Origin of the sequence: Natrinema sp. DC36 (genome assembly GCF_020405225.1) — an archaeon.
In the GTDB taxonomy this organism is placed as follows: domain Archaea; phylum Halobacteriota; class Halobacteria; order Halobacteriales; family Natrialbaceae; genus Natrinema.
This window is the reverse complement of the sequence record NZ_CP084472.1, coordinates 115,999-130,699: the sequence shown is the minus strand read 5'-3', so window position 1 is coordinate 130,699 and position 14,701 is coordinate 115,999. Positions and strand designations below refer to the sequence as shown.

At 65.5% G+C, this 14,701-nt stretch carries 17 protein-coding genes and 1 tRNA gene; 15 read left to right on the top strand and 3 right to left on the bottom strand.

Annotated features, from left to right (window positions below; all coding sequences use genetic code 11):
* The first annotated feature begins 112 nt into the window (after positions 1 to 112).
* The 11 genes from LDH74_RS00660 (at position 113) to LDH74_RS00610 (ending at position 11,691) form a co-directional block, all read left to right on the top strand.
* Complete coding sequence (locus tag LDH74_RS00660) at positions 113 to 850, top strand: NAD(P)/FAD-dependent oxidoreductase (protein ID WP_226040711.1); 738 nt, start codon at positions 113 to 115, stop codon at positions 848 to 850.
* 475 nt (positions 851 to 1,325) lie between these two features.
* A complete protein-coding gene (locus tag LDH74_RS00655) occupies positions 1,326 to 2,060 on the top strand; it encodes a molybdopterin-binding protein (RefSeq protein ID WP_226040710.1) in 735 nt (244 codons plus the stop codon).
* A gap of 64 nt (positions 2,061 to 2,124) precedes the next feature.
* Positions 2,125 to 3,297 carry a bifunctional phosphopantothenoylcysteine decarboxylase/phosphopantothenate--cysteine ligase CoaBC gene (gene coaBC, locus LDH74_RS00650; protein ID WP_226040709.1) on the top strand — a complete coding sequence of 391 codons (1,173 nt, stop codon included), beginning with the start codon at positions 2,125 to 2,127 and terminating at the stop codon, positions 3,295 to 3,297.
* Positions 3,298 to 3,412: 115 nt separating this feature from the next.
* Positions 3,413 to 4,081 (top strand): hypothetical protein, encoded by a 669-nt coding sequence (locus tag LDH74_RS00645; RefSeq protein ID WP_226040708.1) that lies wholly within the window; start codon positions 3,413 to 3,415, stop codon positions 4,079 to 4,081.
* Between the two features lie 115 nt (positions 4,082 to 4,196).
* A complete protein-coding gene (gene hpt / locus LDH74_RS00640) occupies positions 4,197 to 4,766 on the top strand; it encodes a hypoxanthine/guanine phosphoribosyltransferase (RefSeq protein WP_226040707.1) in 570 nt (189 codons plus the stop codon).
* A 229-nt stretch (positions 4,767 to 4,995) separates the two neighbouring features.
* Entirely contained in the window at positions 4,996 to 6,657 is a 1,662-nt protein-coding gene (locus LDH74_RS00635) for an ABC transporter substrate-binding protein (RefSeq protein WP_226040706.1), read from the top strand.
* 21 nt (positions 6,658 to 6,678) lie between these two features.
* Positions 6,679 to 7,626 (top strand): ABC transporter permease, encoded by a 948-nt coding sequence (locus tag LDH74_RS00630; RefSeq protein WP_226040705.1) that lies wholly within the window; start codon positions 6,679 to 6,681, stop codon positions 7,624 to 7,626.
* A 3-nt stretch (positions 7,627 to 7,629) separates the two neighbouring features.
* On the top strand, positions 7,630 to 8,754 hold the full coding sequence (locus tag LDH74_RS00625; protein ID WP_226040704.1) for an ABC transporter permease: 1,125 nt from the start codon (positions 7,630 to 7,632) through the stop codon (positions 8,752 to 8,754).
* Positions 8,754 to 9,833, top strand: a complete 1,080-nt coding sequence (locus LDH74_RS00620) for an ABC transporter ATP-binding protein (RefSeq protein WP_226040703.1) — start codon at positions 8,754 to 8,756, stop codon at positions 9,831 to 9,833. Before LDH74_RS00625 ends, LDH74_RS00620 begins: the two co-directional genes overlap by 1 nt.
* A complete protein-coding gene (locus LDH74_RS00615; RefSeq protein WP_226040702.1) occupies positions 9,830 to 11,158 on the top strand; it encodes an ABC transporter ATP-binding protein in 1,329 nt (442 codons plus the stop codon). Before LDH74_RS00620 ends, LDH74_RS00615 begins: the two co-directional genes overlap by 4 nt.
* On the top strand, positions 11,155 to 11,691 hold the full coding sequence (locus tag LDH74_RS00610) for a hypothetical protein (protein WP_226040701.1): 537 nt from the start codon (positions 11,155 to 11,157) through the stop codon (positions 11,689 to 11,691). The genes LDH74_RS00615 and LDH74_RS00610 overlap by 4 nt, the downstream gene beginning before the upstream one ends.
* A gap of 264 nt (positions 11,692 to 11,955) precedes the next feature.
* Here LDH74_RS00610 and LDH74_RS00605 read toward each other — a convergent pair.
* The 3 genes from LDH74_RS00605 to LDH74_RS00595 form a co-directional block, all read right to left on the bottom strand.
* A tRNA-Met gene (locus LDH74_RS00605) sits at positions 11,956 to 12,030 on the bottom strand.
* Between the two features lie 66 nt (positions 12,031 to 12,096).
* Positions 12,097 to 12,543, bottom strand: coding sequence for a GtrA family protein (locus LDH74_RS00600; protein ID WP_226040700.1), 447 nt, complete (start codon positions 12,541 to 12,543; stop codon positions 12,097 to 12,099).
* A 205-nt stretch (positions 12,544 to 12,748) separates the two neighbouring features.
* Positions 12,749 to 13,033: an HAH_0734 family protein gene (locus LDH74_RS00595; protein ID WP_226040699.1), complete on the bottom strand. Its 285-nt coding sequence runs from the start codon at positions 13,031 to 13,033 to the stop codon at positions 12,749 to 12,751.
* 222 nt (positions 13,034 to 13,255) lie between these two features.
* Between LDH74_RS00595 and LDH74_RS00590 the strand changes: the two genes are divergently transcribed.
* Genes LDH74_RS00590 through LDH74_RS00575 form a run of 4 tightly spaced genes read left to right on the top strand, consistent with a single transcriptional unit; the run spans position 13,256 to position 14,699 of the window.
* Positions 13,256 to 13,537: a 50S ribosomal protein L44e gene (locus tag LDH74_RS00590; protein WP_098724294.1), complete on the top strand. Its 282-nt coding sequence runs from the start codon at positions 13,256 to 13,258 to the stop codon at positions 13,535 to 13,537.
* A 5-nt stretch (positions 13,538 to 13,542) separates the two neighbouring features.
* Positions 13,543 to 13,716: a 30S ribosomal protein S27e gene (locus tag LDH74_RS00585; protein WP_226040698.1), complete on the top strand. Its 174-nt coding sequence runs from the start codon at positions 13,543 to 13,545 to the stop codon at positions 13,714 to 13,716.
* Complete coding sequence (locus tag LDH74_RS00580; RefSeq protein WP_226040697.1) at positions 13,713 to 14,513, top strand: translation initiation factor IF-2 subunit alpha; 801 nt, start codon at positions 13,713 to 13,715, stop codon at positions 14,511 to 14,513. The genes LDH74_RS00585 and LDH74_RS00580 overlap by 4 nt, the downstream gene beginning before the upstream one ends.
* 6 nt (positions 14,514 to 14,519) lie before the next feature.
* Complete coding sequence (locus LDH74_RS00575) at positions 14,520 to 14,699, top strand: RNA-protein complex protein Nop10 (RefSeq protein ID WP_226040696.1); 180 nt, start codon at positions 14,520 to 14,522, stop codon at positions 14,697 to 14,699.
* Positions 14,700 to 14,701: the final 2 nt, after the last annotated feature.

The following is a 14,701-nucleotide window of genomic DNA, read 5'->3' as shown; positions in this document are numbered from 1 at the left end:
GGAACCCGCTTCCCCATTCACAACTGTCCCGTGCGCGAACAGACGGAAAACAGCAAGCACGAACAGACGGAAGACGGCAACCTTCTATACTCGCGGCCGGCAACGAGCGAGCATGCGAGACGTTTGTATCGTCGGCGGAGGCGTCGCCGGCCTCGCCGCCTCGATCTTCACCGCACGCGCGGGACTGGATACCCTCGTCATCGACGGGGGCGAATCGATCCTCGAGCGCAACGCCAGCCTCGAGAACTACCCCGGCTTTCCCGAGGGCCTCGACGCCCGCAGGTACCTGCAACTGAGCCGCGAACAGGCCCGCAACGCCGGCGCCGAGTTCGAACTCGGTCGGGTCACGAGCACGGAACTGGTCGACGAGACGGACCTCGAGGCCGGCTTCGTCCTCGAGACCGAGGGCGGCGACCCGCTCGAGGCGCGGCGGGTGATCGCGGCCTCGTGGTCGGACAGCGAGTATCTCGTCCCGCTCGACGTGGGTCGCATCCAGCGCGGGAGCAAGCACTTCGTCGACACCGACGAGGCCGGCCGGACGGCCGTCGACGGCGTCTACGCCGCGGGCCGACTCGCGGAGGAACCCCACCAGACGATCGTCGCAGCGGGCCACGGTGCGAAGGTCGCCCTCGCCGCGATCCACGATTCGGACGCGAACTTCTATCACGACTGGGTCGCGCCGGAGGGCTACTTCACCGGCCGCGGGCGCGAGGTGCCGCCGGGCTGTGAGGAGATCGACGACGCGGAACGGCGGGAACGAGACGACAAAGCGAGAGCCCGCCTGCTCGAGGCCTTCGAGGAACCGCTCGACGAGGTGCCGACGATGCACCCGAGCGTCGCGGAAGACTAGCAGTAGGTAGTTCCCTCCCGACAGTCGGTGACCAACAACCCGAACGGAAAGTGCCAGCTTTTCCCAACCCACCAGTGTATGGAACAGCCGATCTACCGGGAAAGCAGCGATAGAAGCGTCCTGCTATCGTGGTAACACGGAATGGCCACACCCTCCCCAGCCGATTCGTTCGCGCCTCGCGGCGCTCACTCATCCCTCGCACGGCTTCGAGCCGCGGCTCACACGGCTCACGGTTCCCTGCGGTCACCGTTCGCTTTCCGAGGCGCTCACTTCGTTCACGCCTCGCCTCCGTTCGCCGCGGCCCAGCGCGCGCCGCCGCACGCCGGTTGGCTGGTCCGGAGTGATACGTGGTTCCCCTTCATCGAGCGCCCGTCACACGGTCAGTCTGCAGAAAAACGCGCTCCCAATACGGCTGTGTCAGGGGGAGGCGCGCTGGGCCATATCCTTTTGCCGGCTGCCCGCGTCGAGTCAGTCGATGGAGGTCGCCATCCTCACCGTCGGCGACGAAGTGCTCGCCGGAGACATCGCGAACGCGAACGCCCAATGGCTCGCGACCCGGCTGACCGACAACGGCGCGACCGTCGACCGCATTCTGACGATTCCGGACGATCGCGACCGCATCGCGGCGACGATCCGAACGTGGACGGACGCCCTGGACGCCGTGGTCGTGACCGGCGGCCTCGGCGGCACCCACGACGACGTCACCGCCGACGCGCTGGCAGACGCGTTCGACCGCGAGCTGGTCGTCGACCAGTCCGTTCGACGGGACGTCCTCGAAACCGTCGCGGACTACCGGGACCTCGATCCGAAGACGGTAACGGCCGACGACCTGGACGTAGATGTCGACGCCTGGGCGGCGCTGCCCGAGGGCAGTCGGCCGGTACTCAATCCCGAGGGGCTCTGTCCCGGCTGCGTGCTCGAGAACGTCTACGCGTTCCCGGGCGTACCCGCGGAGATGCAGGCGTTGTTCGAGCGCGTCGCCGCGGAGTTCAGCGGCAACGCCGTCTCGCGGGTGGCGTACACGCCCCAGCCGGAGGGTTCGATGGCCGCGGCCATCGACGGCGTACGCGAACGCTTCGACGTGACGATCGGCAGCTACCCCGACACGGAGCGGCGAAACCGGCTGAAGGTGACCGGCACCGATCCCGAGACCGTCGACGCGGCGCTCGAGTGGCTCGCCGAACGAGTCGACCTCGACGTGAGCGAGTAAGCGAACCCGACCCGCGGCGACGCCTCGCTACGCTTAACATACCCCGAGAGAGACTAGCAGACGAATGCTCGAGGGAGTCAACGTCGCGCTCGGGATCACGGGGTCGATCGCGGCCGTGAGGACGGTCGAACTGGCCCACGAGCTGCGACGCCACGGAGCGGCGGTTCGCGGCGTGATGACCGGCAGCGCGCAGGGGATCATCCACCCCTGGGCGGTCGAGTTCGCCACCGAAAACGAGGTCGTCACGGAGATCACGGGCGGCGTCGAACACGTCGATCTCTGTGGCTACGAGGGCTGGGCCGACGTGTTCTTGATCGCACCCGCGACGGCCAACACCGTCGGCAAGATCGCGGGTGCCGTCGACGACACGCCCGTCACGACGTGTGCCACGACCGCGCTCGGTGCCGACACGCCGGTCGTGATCGCGCCCGCGATGCACGAACCGATGTACGACCACCCCGGCGTGCTCGAGGCCATCGACACCGTCTCCGAGTGGGGCGTCGACTTCGTCGATCCCCGCATCGAAGAGGGAAAGGCCAAGATCGCGAGCGAGGAGGCGATCGTCTGCGACGTGGCCCGCGCGGCCGGCGACCGGCCGCTCGAGGGCGAGCACGTCGTCGTTACGAGCGGCGCGACGAGCGAATCGATCGACCCCGTCCGGGTCATCACGAACCGATCGTCGGGCAAGATGGGGCGAGCGGTCGCGAAAGCCTGCTACGTCCGCGGAGCCGACGCGACGCTCGTCCACGACGGGCCCGACGTGCCCTACGCCGACGTTTGCGAGGTCGAGAGCGCGAGCGAGATGCTCGCGGCCACGCGCGAGGCCTGTGCGGACGCCGACGCGCTCGTCTCGGCCGCCGCGATCGGCGACTACACCGTCGAGGGAAGCGACGAGAAGATCCGCTCGGGTCAGGAGTTCACGCTCGAGTTCGAGCCGACGCCGAAGCTCATCGACGAGATTCGCGCCGACTACCCCGACCTGCCGATCGTCGGCTTCAAGACCGAGACCTCCGGCGACGACGGGGCGATGATCGAGCAGGCCAGAACGACCCTCGAGCGGGCCGATCTCGCGTTCGTCGTCGCCAACGACGCGAGCGTGATGGGGGCGGAGACGACGAGCGCGCTGCTCGTCCACGCGAGCGACGTCGCACGCTACGAGGGAACGAAAGCCGGGCTGGGCGGCGAGATCGCCGATTCGATTGCGGCGGTGCTCGGGGCGAGGCCGGCGACGGACTGAGCGGTCAGCGCGCCCGTCAGGAGAATTATATGGGTGGGGTTCATCCGACCGAACTAATGGGTATTCGACCTGGTTTGAACGCGATCGAACGACCGGAGCCGTCCGGTACCCCGAGGTGACCGACGTGGCGCAACGACACCGAACCGACGACGCCGACACCCCCGATACCGGCGGCGATGACACTCCCGACACCGGCGGCGATGACGCGCCCGACGACGATCACGACCCGCCCGACGAAGCGCTCTCCAAAGGCGAGATCTTCGAAGTGCTGCGGAATCAACGGCGTCGCTATATCCTGCAGTACCTCAAACAGGACGACCGGCCCGTCGAACTCGGCGATCTCGCCCAGCAGATCGCCGCCTGGGAGTACGACACGACCCTCGAGGGCGTCACCCCCGAGCAGCGAAAGCGTGTCTACACGACGCTCCAACAGACCCACCTTCCGAAGATGGACGCGACCGGCATTCTTTGCTTCGACGCCGATCGAGGCGTCATCGAGGGGACCGATCGAACCGGAGACATCAGCGTCTACCTCGAAATCGTCCCCGGCCGGGAGTTCGCGTGGCGCGAACTGTACCTCTCGCTGGGCGCGATCAGCTGTGCGCTCGTCGCCGCGCTGTGGCTGGAGATCTATCCGCTGACGCATCTCTCGGAGCTGACCTGGACGGCCGCCATCGCGGGGACGTTCACGCTCACTGCGGTCGTCCACATCTACCACGAGCGAAACATGCGTCTCGGTCACGGCGACCAGCCACCGGAACTGAGCTTCAGCGCCGACGACTGATCGGTCCTCGAACGGTCCGGCAGGTCGAAACGGGTGGCGATCTTCCGGTCGAGAAATATCGCGGCTCCCTCGCTCGGATCGTCAACTTTTACTCCGCGACGGTTCGACCCACAGCATGGATCAGCTGAAGCAGTCCCTCCTCGAGGCGCCGATCATCGAGAAGAACGGCTATCACTACTTCGTGCACCCGATCAGCGACGGGCTCCCGAAACTCGATCCGGGGCTGCTCCGCGAGATCGTCATCCGAATCATCCGGAAAGCCGAGCTCGAGGAGGTCGATCGGATCGTGACCCCCGCGGCGATGGGCATTCACATCTCCACCGCCGTCTCGCTGATGACCGATATCCCGCTGACCGTGATTCGGAAGCGCAAGTACGGCCTCGAGGACGAGGTCGCGATCTCCCAGAAGACCGGCTACTCGGAAAACGAGATGTACATCAACGACGTCCGCGAGGGCGAGCGCGTCCTGGTCCTCGACGACGTCCTCTCGACGGGCGGCACGCTCGCGTCGGTGCTCACCGCGCTCGACGAGATCGGCGCGGAGGTCGTCGACACGGTGGCCGTGATCAAGAAGGTCGGCGGCGAGAACAAGGTCGACGACGCCGGCTACGACGTCAAGACGCTAATCAACGTCGACGTCGTCGACGGCGAGGTCGTCATCGTCGACGAGGAAGGCGATCAGTAAGCGATCGCCGGCGGGCGGGTCGTCGAACGGCCTATCACACGAATTGACCGGAACCGAGGGACGTGTCCCGCTGTCTTCGTCCGATCACCCGCGACGGTCCGGCGAATCGCGATATCGACGACCGGTCAACAGATTGCGGCCGGGATTGGGACTCGCGTTCGGGGATTTCGAGCCGTTCCGTGTCTAGCCAACACAAGGAATATGTTCGCAGGATCAGAACTCTACGACTATGTCAGGGAATAGTGTCGGGCCGAGTGAACGCGGTCGTCTGCGACGGCGTTCACTCCTGAAGCGTGCGGGGGCGGCCGGGATCGCGGGACTCGCTGGCTGTATCAGATCCAACAGCGTCACGGCCGACGGCCCAGCCGAGGAGCTGATACAGGAGGGGTTCGAGGCGGCGGACGTCGAGCCGCCGTTCGAAACCACGATCGCTATTACCGAAGACGAGGAACGAAACAAGTTCGCACAGCTTCTCCGGAGCGAACTCAACGGGACCGGCTTTTTCGACATCTCGATCACCTCTCAGGATTTCGGCTCCCACGTCGATATGATGTTCGCCGCGGCCGAGCAAAATGAAAACGCCATGTTCGTCTCGAGCTGGACCGGCGGCTGGGATCCGAGCAACTACGTCGACATGCTCTTTCACTCGGACGATCACACGCCGAACGGATCCAACGTCGGCCACTACTCCGATGAGACCGTCGACGAGTATATCAACGCCGGTCTCACCGAAACCAATCAGGAGGACCGCGTCGAGATCTACCGAAACCTGCAGGAGAAACTGGTCGCCGACTCGCCGGCGTCGTTCGTTCGCTTCAGCGAAGCGACTCACGTCTGGGACGGCGACGTCGTCAGCGGTTGGGAGACGTATCCGCTTCGGCCGGGGACGTACTACGCGATATACGCGCCCTGGGCCGGGGTCTACACCGAACTCGAAGAGGGGTCCGAGTTCGTCGGCGACCTCGGGAGCGACGTCACGAACTACGATCCCGTCACGATAAACGGGACCGTCTCCAGTCAGGCGACGGCGCTGCTTTACGAGCAACTCGTCGGCGTCGACTTCGACGGCGAGATTCGACCGATGCTCGCCACCGACTGGGAACGGATCGACGACGGGGGAGGCGACGGGATGACGTATCGATTCACCCTCCGCGAGGGCGTCCGGTTCCACAACGGCGAAGAGCTCACTGCGGCCCACGTCAGAGGCTCGCTCGAGCGCTACGAGGGAACGCCGCGAGAGAACGACGTCTACGACTGGTACGAGACCAGCGAAGTCGTCGACGACGAGACGATCGAGATCAGTTGCTCGCGGGAGTACGGCCCCTTCGAGAGCGCGCTGTTCAACGTCTCGATCGTTCCGATGGCGGTGATCGACGGCGAACACGACCTCGAGTCGGAGCCCGTTGGAACCGGTCCCTACCGGTTCGTCGAACACGAGAGCGACAACCACTGGCGAATGGAGCGCTTCGACGATCACTGGTTCGAGGGGAACAAAGCGGTCCCCGAGACGGCACCGATCGAAACCGTCACGCTCGAGATTATCACCGAGAAGTCGTCCCGACAGGGCGCACTCGAGGCCGGGAACATCCACTTCAGTTACGGCGTGCCGTCGGCGAGCGTCGCCGATTTCGAGAGCGACGCGGCCTACGGTGTCGGGCGCCACGTCGGCGGCGGCTTCGATATGGTGATCTACCCCACCTACCGCGCGCCGTTTTCCGAGCGGTCGGTCCGTCGCGGCTGTAACATGTTGCTTCCGCGCGAACGAATCCTCGAGAACGTCTACCGCGGCATCGGCCAACTGGCGTACACGCCGGTCTCACCGCTGCTCGAGGAGTACGCGAGCGAGTCGTTTCAGGAGACGATCGCCGACGAGTACGTCCGTCCGAACTAACGTTACACTCTACTCCCACCAATGACGCTCGGCCGATACGTCTGGACGCGGTTGTTGGTCACCGCGCCGGTCCTCTTCGGCGTCACCGCACTGACCTTTTCGTTCGTCCACCTGTTGCCGGGCGACGCGGTCGACGCGATCATCGGTTTTCAGGACGTTAGCCCGGCGGTCGAGGCGTCGATCCGGGCCGAGTACCACCTCGACCAGCCGGTCTGGAAACAGTACGTGCTGTGGCTGGGCGACGCGGCCACCCTCGAGTTCGGCGAGTCGCCGATCACCGGTCGCGACGTCTCGGCGACGATCGGTCGGCGACTCCCGGCGACGCTCGCGCTCGGCGGGGCCGCGTGGCTGCTCGCGCTCGCGGTCGGGATTCCCACGGGAATCGTCGCCGCTGTCAGGGAAGGCGAGCCGGCCGACGAACTCGGGCGGATCGCGGCGCTGGCCGGGATCGCGACGCCGAACTTCTGGCTCGGCCTCATCCTATTGTTCGTCTTCAGCGTTCGGCTGGGCTGGTTTCGCGTTATCCCGCCAGACGCGCCACTCGCGAGCCTCGCGATGGCGAAGTTCATGCTCCTGCCGACGATCACGCTCGGGACCGCCTCGGCCGCGCTGATCACCCGCCTGTTGCGGTCGTCGATGCGTCAGGAACTCGAGGCGGCCTACGTCCGGACCGCACGCGCGAAGGGGCTCTCCGAACGAACGGTGATCCTGAAACACGTCCTGCGAAACGCCCTGCTTCCGGTCGTCACCGTCGCCGGCCTCCAGCTCGCCTTTCTCGTCGACGGTGCCGTCGTCGTCGAACAGATATTCTCCTGGCCGGGCATGGGGCGGCTGCTGGTCCGGTCGATCCTCCGGCGTGACTACACCGTCATCCAGGCGGCCGTCCTCGTTATCGGCGTCGCGATCGTGTTCGCGAACCTGCTCGTCGACGTCGTCTACGCGATCCTCGATCCGCGAATTCGATACTGACCAATGAGCGACCGACACCCCACCACCCAGCGCGGTCGGATTCGCATCGTCGGCTTCGACGACGCCGTCGCGGACCAGCAGGCGGGTGATCGGGAAACCGACGATACCGACGATGCAACAGCAACGGGACCCATCGCCAGTTCGACGACGCCCGCGGAGACCGCAACAGAGACAGAGACAGAACTCGATCGGCCGAGACGTCGTCTCGAGGACGCGTGGCGTCGGTTCCGGCGGAACCGAACGGCGATGGCCGGACTGGGCGTGATCGTCGTAATGGCGATGCTGGCCGTCTTCGCCCGACCGATCGAGGTGTCGACGTCGGCGGTCACGATCACGCTCCAGCCGTTTTCGATAGCACCGTACGATCCGTCCGCGATGTTCGTCGGCCCGGCGAACGCGCCGCCTTCTCGAGCACATCCGTTCGGGACGGACTGGGCGGGCCGCGACCAGCTCTCGCGGGTCCTCGTCGGCGGTCGGTACACGCTGGGGATCGGGCTCGTCGCCGTCACGCTGGCGCTTTGCGTCGGCGTCCCCCTCGGCGCGATCGCAGGCTATTTCGGCGGCTGGATCGACGAGGCGATCATGCGGCTCGTCGACGTACTGTACGCCTTCCCGTTTCTGGTGCTGGCGATCGCGATCGTCCCGATCCTCGAGCCGATACCGATCCTGGGCGGCGGCTTCTGGACGGTCGTGCTGGCCCTCGCTATCACCGGCTGGATCGGCTACGCTCGGCTGTTACGCGGCGAAGTCCTCTCGGTCCGGGAGCGCGAGTACGTTACGGCCGCGAGAGCGCTCGGCGTGCCCGACCGGACGGTCATCCGCAGACACGTCGTCCCGAACGCCGTCGCCCCAGTCGTCGTCCAGGCGACGCTCAACGTCGGCACGGTCGTCCTCACCGCGGCGGCGCTCGGCTTCCTCGGACTCGGCCTCGAGCCCGGAAGCGCCGAGTGGGGCGCGATGCTCTCGCAGGGCCGGAGTTCGCTCGTGCAGGGCCACTGGCACATCACCGTCTTCCCCGGGCTCGCGATTTTCCTGTTCGTGCTGGCGATCAACCTCGTCGGTGACGGGATCAACGACGCGCTCGATCCCCGCCGGGACGCGAGCGACGAACGGAGGCGGCTGCGCTGATGGCGCTGCTCGAGGTCGAGGATCTCGTCGTCCAGTTCTATACCGAAAACGGCGTCGTCCGGGCGGTCGACGGCATCAGTTACGAAATCCGCGCGGGCGAGACGCTCGGACTCGTCGGCGAGAGCGGGGCCGGCAAGAGCGTCGCCAGCCTCGCGTTACTCCGCCTGATCGAATCCCCCGGCGAGATCGTCGGCGGCGAGATCCGCTTTCGCGGACGGGACGTCCTCGAGCTGTCGGCCGACGAGATGCGAGGGCTCAGAGGCGACGAGATCGCGATGGTCTTCCAGGACGCGGGCGCGGCGCTCAACCCCGTCTACACCGTCGGCGAACAGGTATCGGAGGCGATTCGCGCACACGAGGCCGTCACCGACGAGACGGCTCGCGACCGTGCGATCGCGCTCCTCGAGCGGGTCGGGATCCCGGACCCGGCCGCCCGGTATTCGGACTACCCTCACGAGTTCTCCGGCGGGATGCGACAGCGAGCCGTCATCGCGATGGCGCTGTCCTGCGATCCAGCCCTGCTCATCTGCGACGAGCCGACGACCGACCTCGACGTCACGGTCCAGGCCGGCATCCTCGAGTTACTCGCGGACCTCGCCCAGGAGACCGAGACGGCGATCCAGCTGGTCACCCACGATCTCGGCGTCGTCGCCGAAATCTGCGACCGGGTGCTGGTACAGTACGCGGGAGAGATCGTCGAACGCGCCCCGGTTGAGGAGCTATACTACGACCCGAAACACCCCTACACCGTCGGATTGCTAGCCTCGATCCCTCGGCTGGGCGACGACCGCGAGCGCCTCGCGACCGTCCCCGGAACGACGCCCGATCTCGTCGACCCGCCGACCGGCTGCCGGTTCCATCCGCGCTGTCCGTACGCGGAGGCCGTCTGTGCCGGACATCGCCCACCGCTCGTCGAGACGGCGTCCGTAGCCCCGGACGACGGCGACCCCGAAACCCACGTCGCCGCCTGTCTCGAGTACACCGGCGACCTCGAGGACGGACTGGACTACGAGGTGCAGGTGCGGGACGGAGCGAACGACGACTGTCACGAGCGAACGACGTCAGGTGAGTCTCGGTGACGGCAGCCGACGACGAGCCACTGATTCGCGCCGAGGGGCTCGAGAAACGCTACACGACGGCCGACGGCGTTCTCGATCGACTGCTCGGCCGGCACGAGACGGTTCGGGCGGTCGACGGCGTCGACCTCGAGATCCGCGCAGGCGAAACCCTCGGGCTGGTCGGCGAGAGCGGCTGCGGCAAGACGACGCTCGGCCGGGCGCTCGCCCGGCTGCTCGAGCCCACCGCGGGCTCGGTCACTTACCGCGACACCGAACTGACCGAGTGCTCCCGGTCCGAACTTCGGGCGCTGCGATCCGAGATTCAGTACGTCTTCCAGGATCCCCTCGCCAGCCTCAACCCGCAGCTGACCGTCGCCGACATCGTCGGCGAAGCGCTCACGGTTCACGACATTGTCCCGCCGGATCAACGCGACGAGCGCGTTCGGGAGCTGCTCGAGACCGTCGGACTGCAGGCCGGCCACGCGAGCCGGTATCCCCACGAGTTCTCGGGCGGCCAGCGCCAGCGGATCGGCATCGCCCGCGCGCTCGCGGTCGAACCCGAGTTCGTCGTCTGCGACGAGCCGGTCTCCTCGCTCGACGTCTCCGTGCAGGCCGGGATCCTCAATTTGCTCTCCGACCTCCAGGAGGAGTTCGGGCTCTCGTACCTGCTCATCACCCACGACCTCTCGGTGGTCGAGCACATCGCCGACCGGGTGGCCGTGATGTACCTCGGGGAACTCGTCGAAACCGGGACGACCGCCGAGGTCTTCGACGCACCCTCTCATCCCTACACCGAAGCGCTGCTGTCGGCGATTCCCGAACCCGATCCCTGCTGGGCGGGCGATCGGATCGTCCTCGAGGGGGCAGTTCCCTCCCCCACCGATCCCCCATCTGGTTGTCGATTTCACACGCGCTGTCCGCGGGTCATCCCGCCCGCCGAGTACGACCTCGAGACGGACTCGTTCCGCTCGATCATGGCGCTCCGAACGCAACTCGCCGAGGCGGACGCCGACGCGGAACTCGAGGCACTCCTTCCGCGCCCCGACGCCAGCCGGGATGTCACTGCGGCGATCCGGGACGCCAACGGGATCTCCCACCAGCTCTCCGATCCGGACGCGGAGGACGCTCTCGCGGACGCGCTCGAGGCCGCCGCTGACGGCGATCTCGAGGCCGCACGGGATCGGCTCGCGTCGGACTTCGAGACACCCTGCGAGACGACCGAACCGGCGCTCGAAGCAGGGACGGCCGACCATCCGATCGCCTGCCACCGGTTCGACGATCGACTCGAGGGCGACCCCGAACCGATCGCCGGAACGAAACGCCGTACGCAAGGGGCCGACCGATGAAACGAATCGACGACGCCGACGCGCTCGAGCGGTCGGACGACGATCCGTTCGTGCCCGACTGGCGAGAAAGTGACGACGGGAACGGGGGCGGGCGCACGATCGACTGGGCTTCGTTCAGCCACGCGTTCACGCCTACTGCACTGCGCCACCGCGCGATCGACATCAGCGTCTCGACGGATAAACGCCGATACGAGCCCAGCGAGCCGGTCGAGATCACCGTCGAGTTCCGCAATCGGCTCCCGTTCCCGATTCGGCTCCGGACCGAGTCGCCAAAGCGCTGGGTCTGGGCCGTCGACAGCTACAGGGAGGCCTCGCAGGTACCGCGAACGGTTCCCGACCGGCCCGCCACGTTCTCCTTCGCCCGGAGCGAGCGCAAACGCTTCCGGCGGCAGTGGTCCCAGCGAATCCGGGTTTCCGACGACGAGTGGGAGCCGGTCGACGCGGGCACGTACGCGATCGAAGTGCGGATCAACCGCGCTGACGCTGCGACCCGCGGTCTCGTCGATCGAACCGAGATCGTGATCAGCGGCTAACGCACGCGTCAGTCGGTCCCTCGACTCGGGTTGCCCGTCTCTCGCTCGAGTGATTTCGCCGCTCGAGCGAGTAGTTGCTGACTGTTCGCACTCGAGACGGAACATCCTGTGTCCAGGGGAGCGCTCACGGATCGATTCGCGTCAAAACAGAGCGGGAGGTAGATTTGAACCAGACGGCACCCGAACGAAGCGAGGGTGACGGCGTGGTTCAAATCTACCACCGTGCTATACTTGCTGCTCGCGGATTTGCTCGCAGCAAAAGTATAGCGGGAGGTAGATTTGAACTACCGGTCTGCGGGTTATGAGCCCGCCGGAATCTCCTGGCTATCCCATCCCGCTATCACATCATATCCGAGTGCGCTAGTTAAGGGTTGTGATTCGGTTGCCCTATGCGGGTTTCTACCGCTACTCCTGATGGACCTGCCACGTGTAGAGGCTCTCACAGGTGTAGTTGACGAAGAAGCCGACGCCGATTCCGACCACGTTCGCCGCCACGTACCAGACGTCGAATTGGAGGACCAGCACTGCTAGTATCGCGAGCGTCACCAGAAATCCGCCTAACCGAACCAGATTCGAGCGGAGAAATCGTCGACCCAACGGTCGGAGTCCGACCTTTCCGTACCCCGAAAACGTCCACCGTTCGTTGATCGCGAAGATGACCACGATTCCGAGCTCCCAGGAAAGCACCTTCGCGGCGACCGGGCCGAGAACCGTCGCCTCGACCAGCAACACGAGGACCACGTTATCGACGGTCGCACCGACGGTACCGACGCCGACGAACTGGCCGAACCGCGTCGTCGACCAGAGCGCACGAATCCGCATCCGGACGGCCTCTGACAGGGAATCACTCATCGTCGTGTTCGATCTCGAGCGTACCGACCACTGACGACGGCACCGGTTTCCATCTTCCGGTCGCCGTCTCAAACCGACAACTCGACGACAGCTTCTCCGGATAGTTCGCCTGTCTCTCCGACTCCGTCGGCTGTACGGTACTGATCAAAATCGAAACTAGCCGGATCCGAGCCGCTGGTTGCACCATTTCGGAGGCGAGTACCGATTAGATCGCGAGATCGCTCTTTGCCCGGACGACCTCGACGTCCTCGGCGTCGACGCGGTCGACGTCGAGGAAGTGCGGCGTGAAGTTCCGTTTCTCGTAATCTTCGTACTCGTCTTCGGCACCGACGGTACACCAGAGCTGGACCCGATCGGGTCCGTGATACTCGCCGTTTCGATTGATACCGAAACAGACGACCTCCGATTCCCCGCCCCCGTCCTCTCCCCGGTATCGAACGATGGCCCCGTTTCGAATTCCGGGATCCCCGTGGATGATGAGCTGCTTCATGCGCCCAGCTTCACAGGAGAGCGGATTAAACGCTTCGGAGGCCCGCTGGCTCTGCCGCCTGTGCCGTCGGCCGCGAGATAATGGGCGACCAACAGAAAAACGAAATCGCTCGAGATAATGATCGGCCGCGCGCGAACCGAACTCCGCTACCCGGTGGGGCCGAACGACGAACCAAACGGGTTATAAACGGCGCTATCTTAGCCCACGGCAAGTGAGATAACTATGCAGATGCCACGCCGATTCAATACGTACTGTCCGCACTGCAACGAACACCACGAACACGAAGTCGAAAAGTCCCGAACGGGCCGCTCGAGCGGCATGAAGTGGGACGCTCGCCGTACCCGACGTAACAGTTCCTCGATCGGGAACTCCGGCCGTTTCTCGAAGGTACCCGGTGGCGAGAAGCCGACCAAGAAGACCGACCTCAAATACCGATGCAGCGAGTGCGGCAAGGCCCACCTCCGCGAGGGATGGCGCGCCGGCCGACTCGAGTTCCAGGAGTGATACCAATGGCAGGAAATTTCTACAGCGTTCGATGCAATGACTGCGAGAACGAACAGACCGTCTTCGGCAAGGCCTCCTCGGAGGTCGCCTGTGCCGTCTGTGGCACGACGCTCGTGCGACCGACCGGCGGCAAAGCCGAGATCGAACACGAGATCCTCGAAACAGTCGAGTCACGATGAAGTACAGCGGCTGGCCCGATCCCGGCGAACTCGTCGTCGGCAAGATCGACGAAATCGAGGACTTCGGCGTCTTCGTCGATCTCGAGGAGTACGAGGACAAGCGGGGACTGATCCATATCTCCGAGGTCGCGAGCGGCTGGATCAAAAACACCCGCGATCACGTCCGCGAGGGTCAGATCGCCGTCTGCAAGGTTCTCGACGTCGACAAGAGCTCCCAGCAGATCGATCTCTCGCTGAAAGACGTCAACGATCACCAGCGCTCGGATAAGATCCAGGAGTGGAAAAACGAGCAGAAGGCCGACAACTGGATGGAACTGGCCTTCGGCGAAGAGATCGACGACGAGGACTACACCGCGATCGCCAACGAACTGATCGCCATCCACGGGGGGCTCTACGAGGGCTTCAAGCAGGCCGCGATCCACGGCGAGGAGGCGCTCGAGGACACCGACCTCGACGACGACGAGATCGAATCGATCGTCGAGACGGCCCGCGAGAACGTCTCGGTGCCGTACGTCAACGTCACCGGCTACGTCGACCTCGCGAACCCCACCGACACCGGCGTCGACGGGATTCGCGAGGCCCTCGAAGCGGCCGAAGGCAACGGCGAGATCCCCGAAGAGGTCGATCTCGAGGTGAGCTACGTCGGCGCACCCGAGTACCGAATCAAAGTGAAGGCGCCGAACTACAAGACCGCCGAATCGCACCTCGAAGAGAGCGCACAGCGAGCGGTCACCGCGATCGAAGGCCACGGTGGCACCGGGCAGTACCACCGCGAGCGCCGAACCGACGACGAATAAGGACCGATGAAATCCGATATCCGGGTGTGTTCCGCGTGGCACGAGGCCCACGACCGCCCGGTGTATACCCTTTCTGAGAGCTGCCCCGACTGCGGTGCCGAGACGGTAAACAGCGCGCCAGCGCCGTTCGACCCGACTGACCCCCACGGCGAGTACCGACGCGCTCTTAAACGTCGCAACCGCTGATA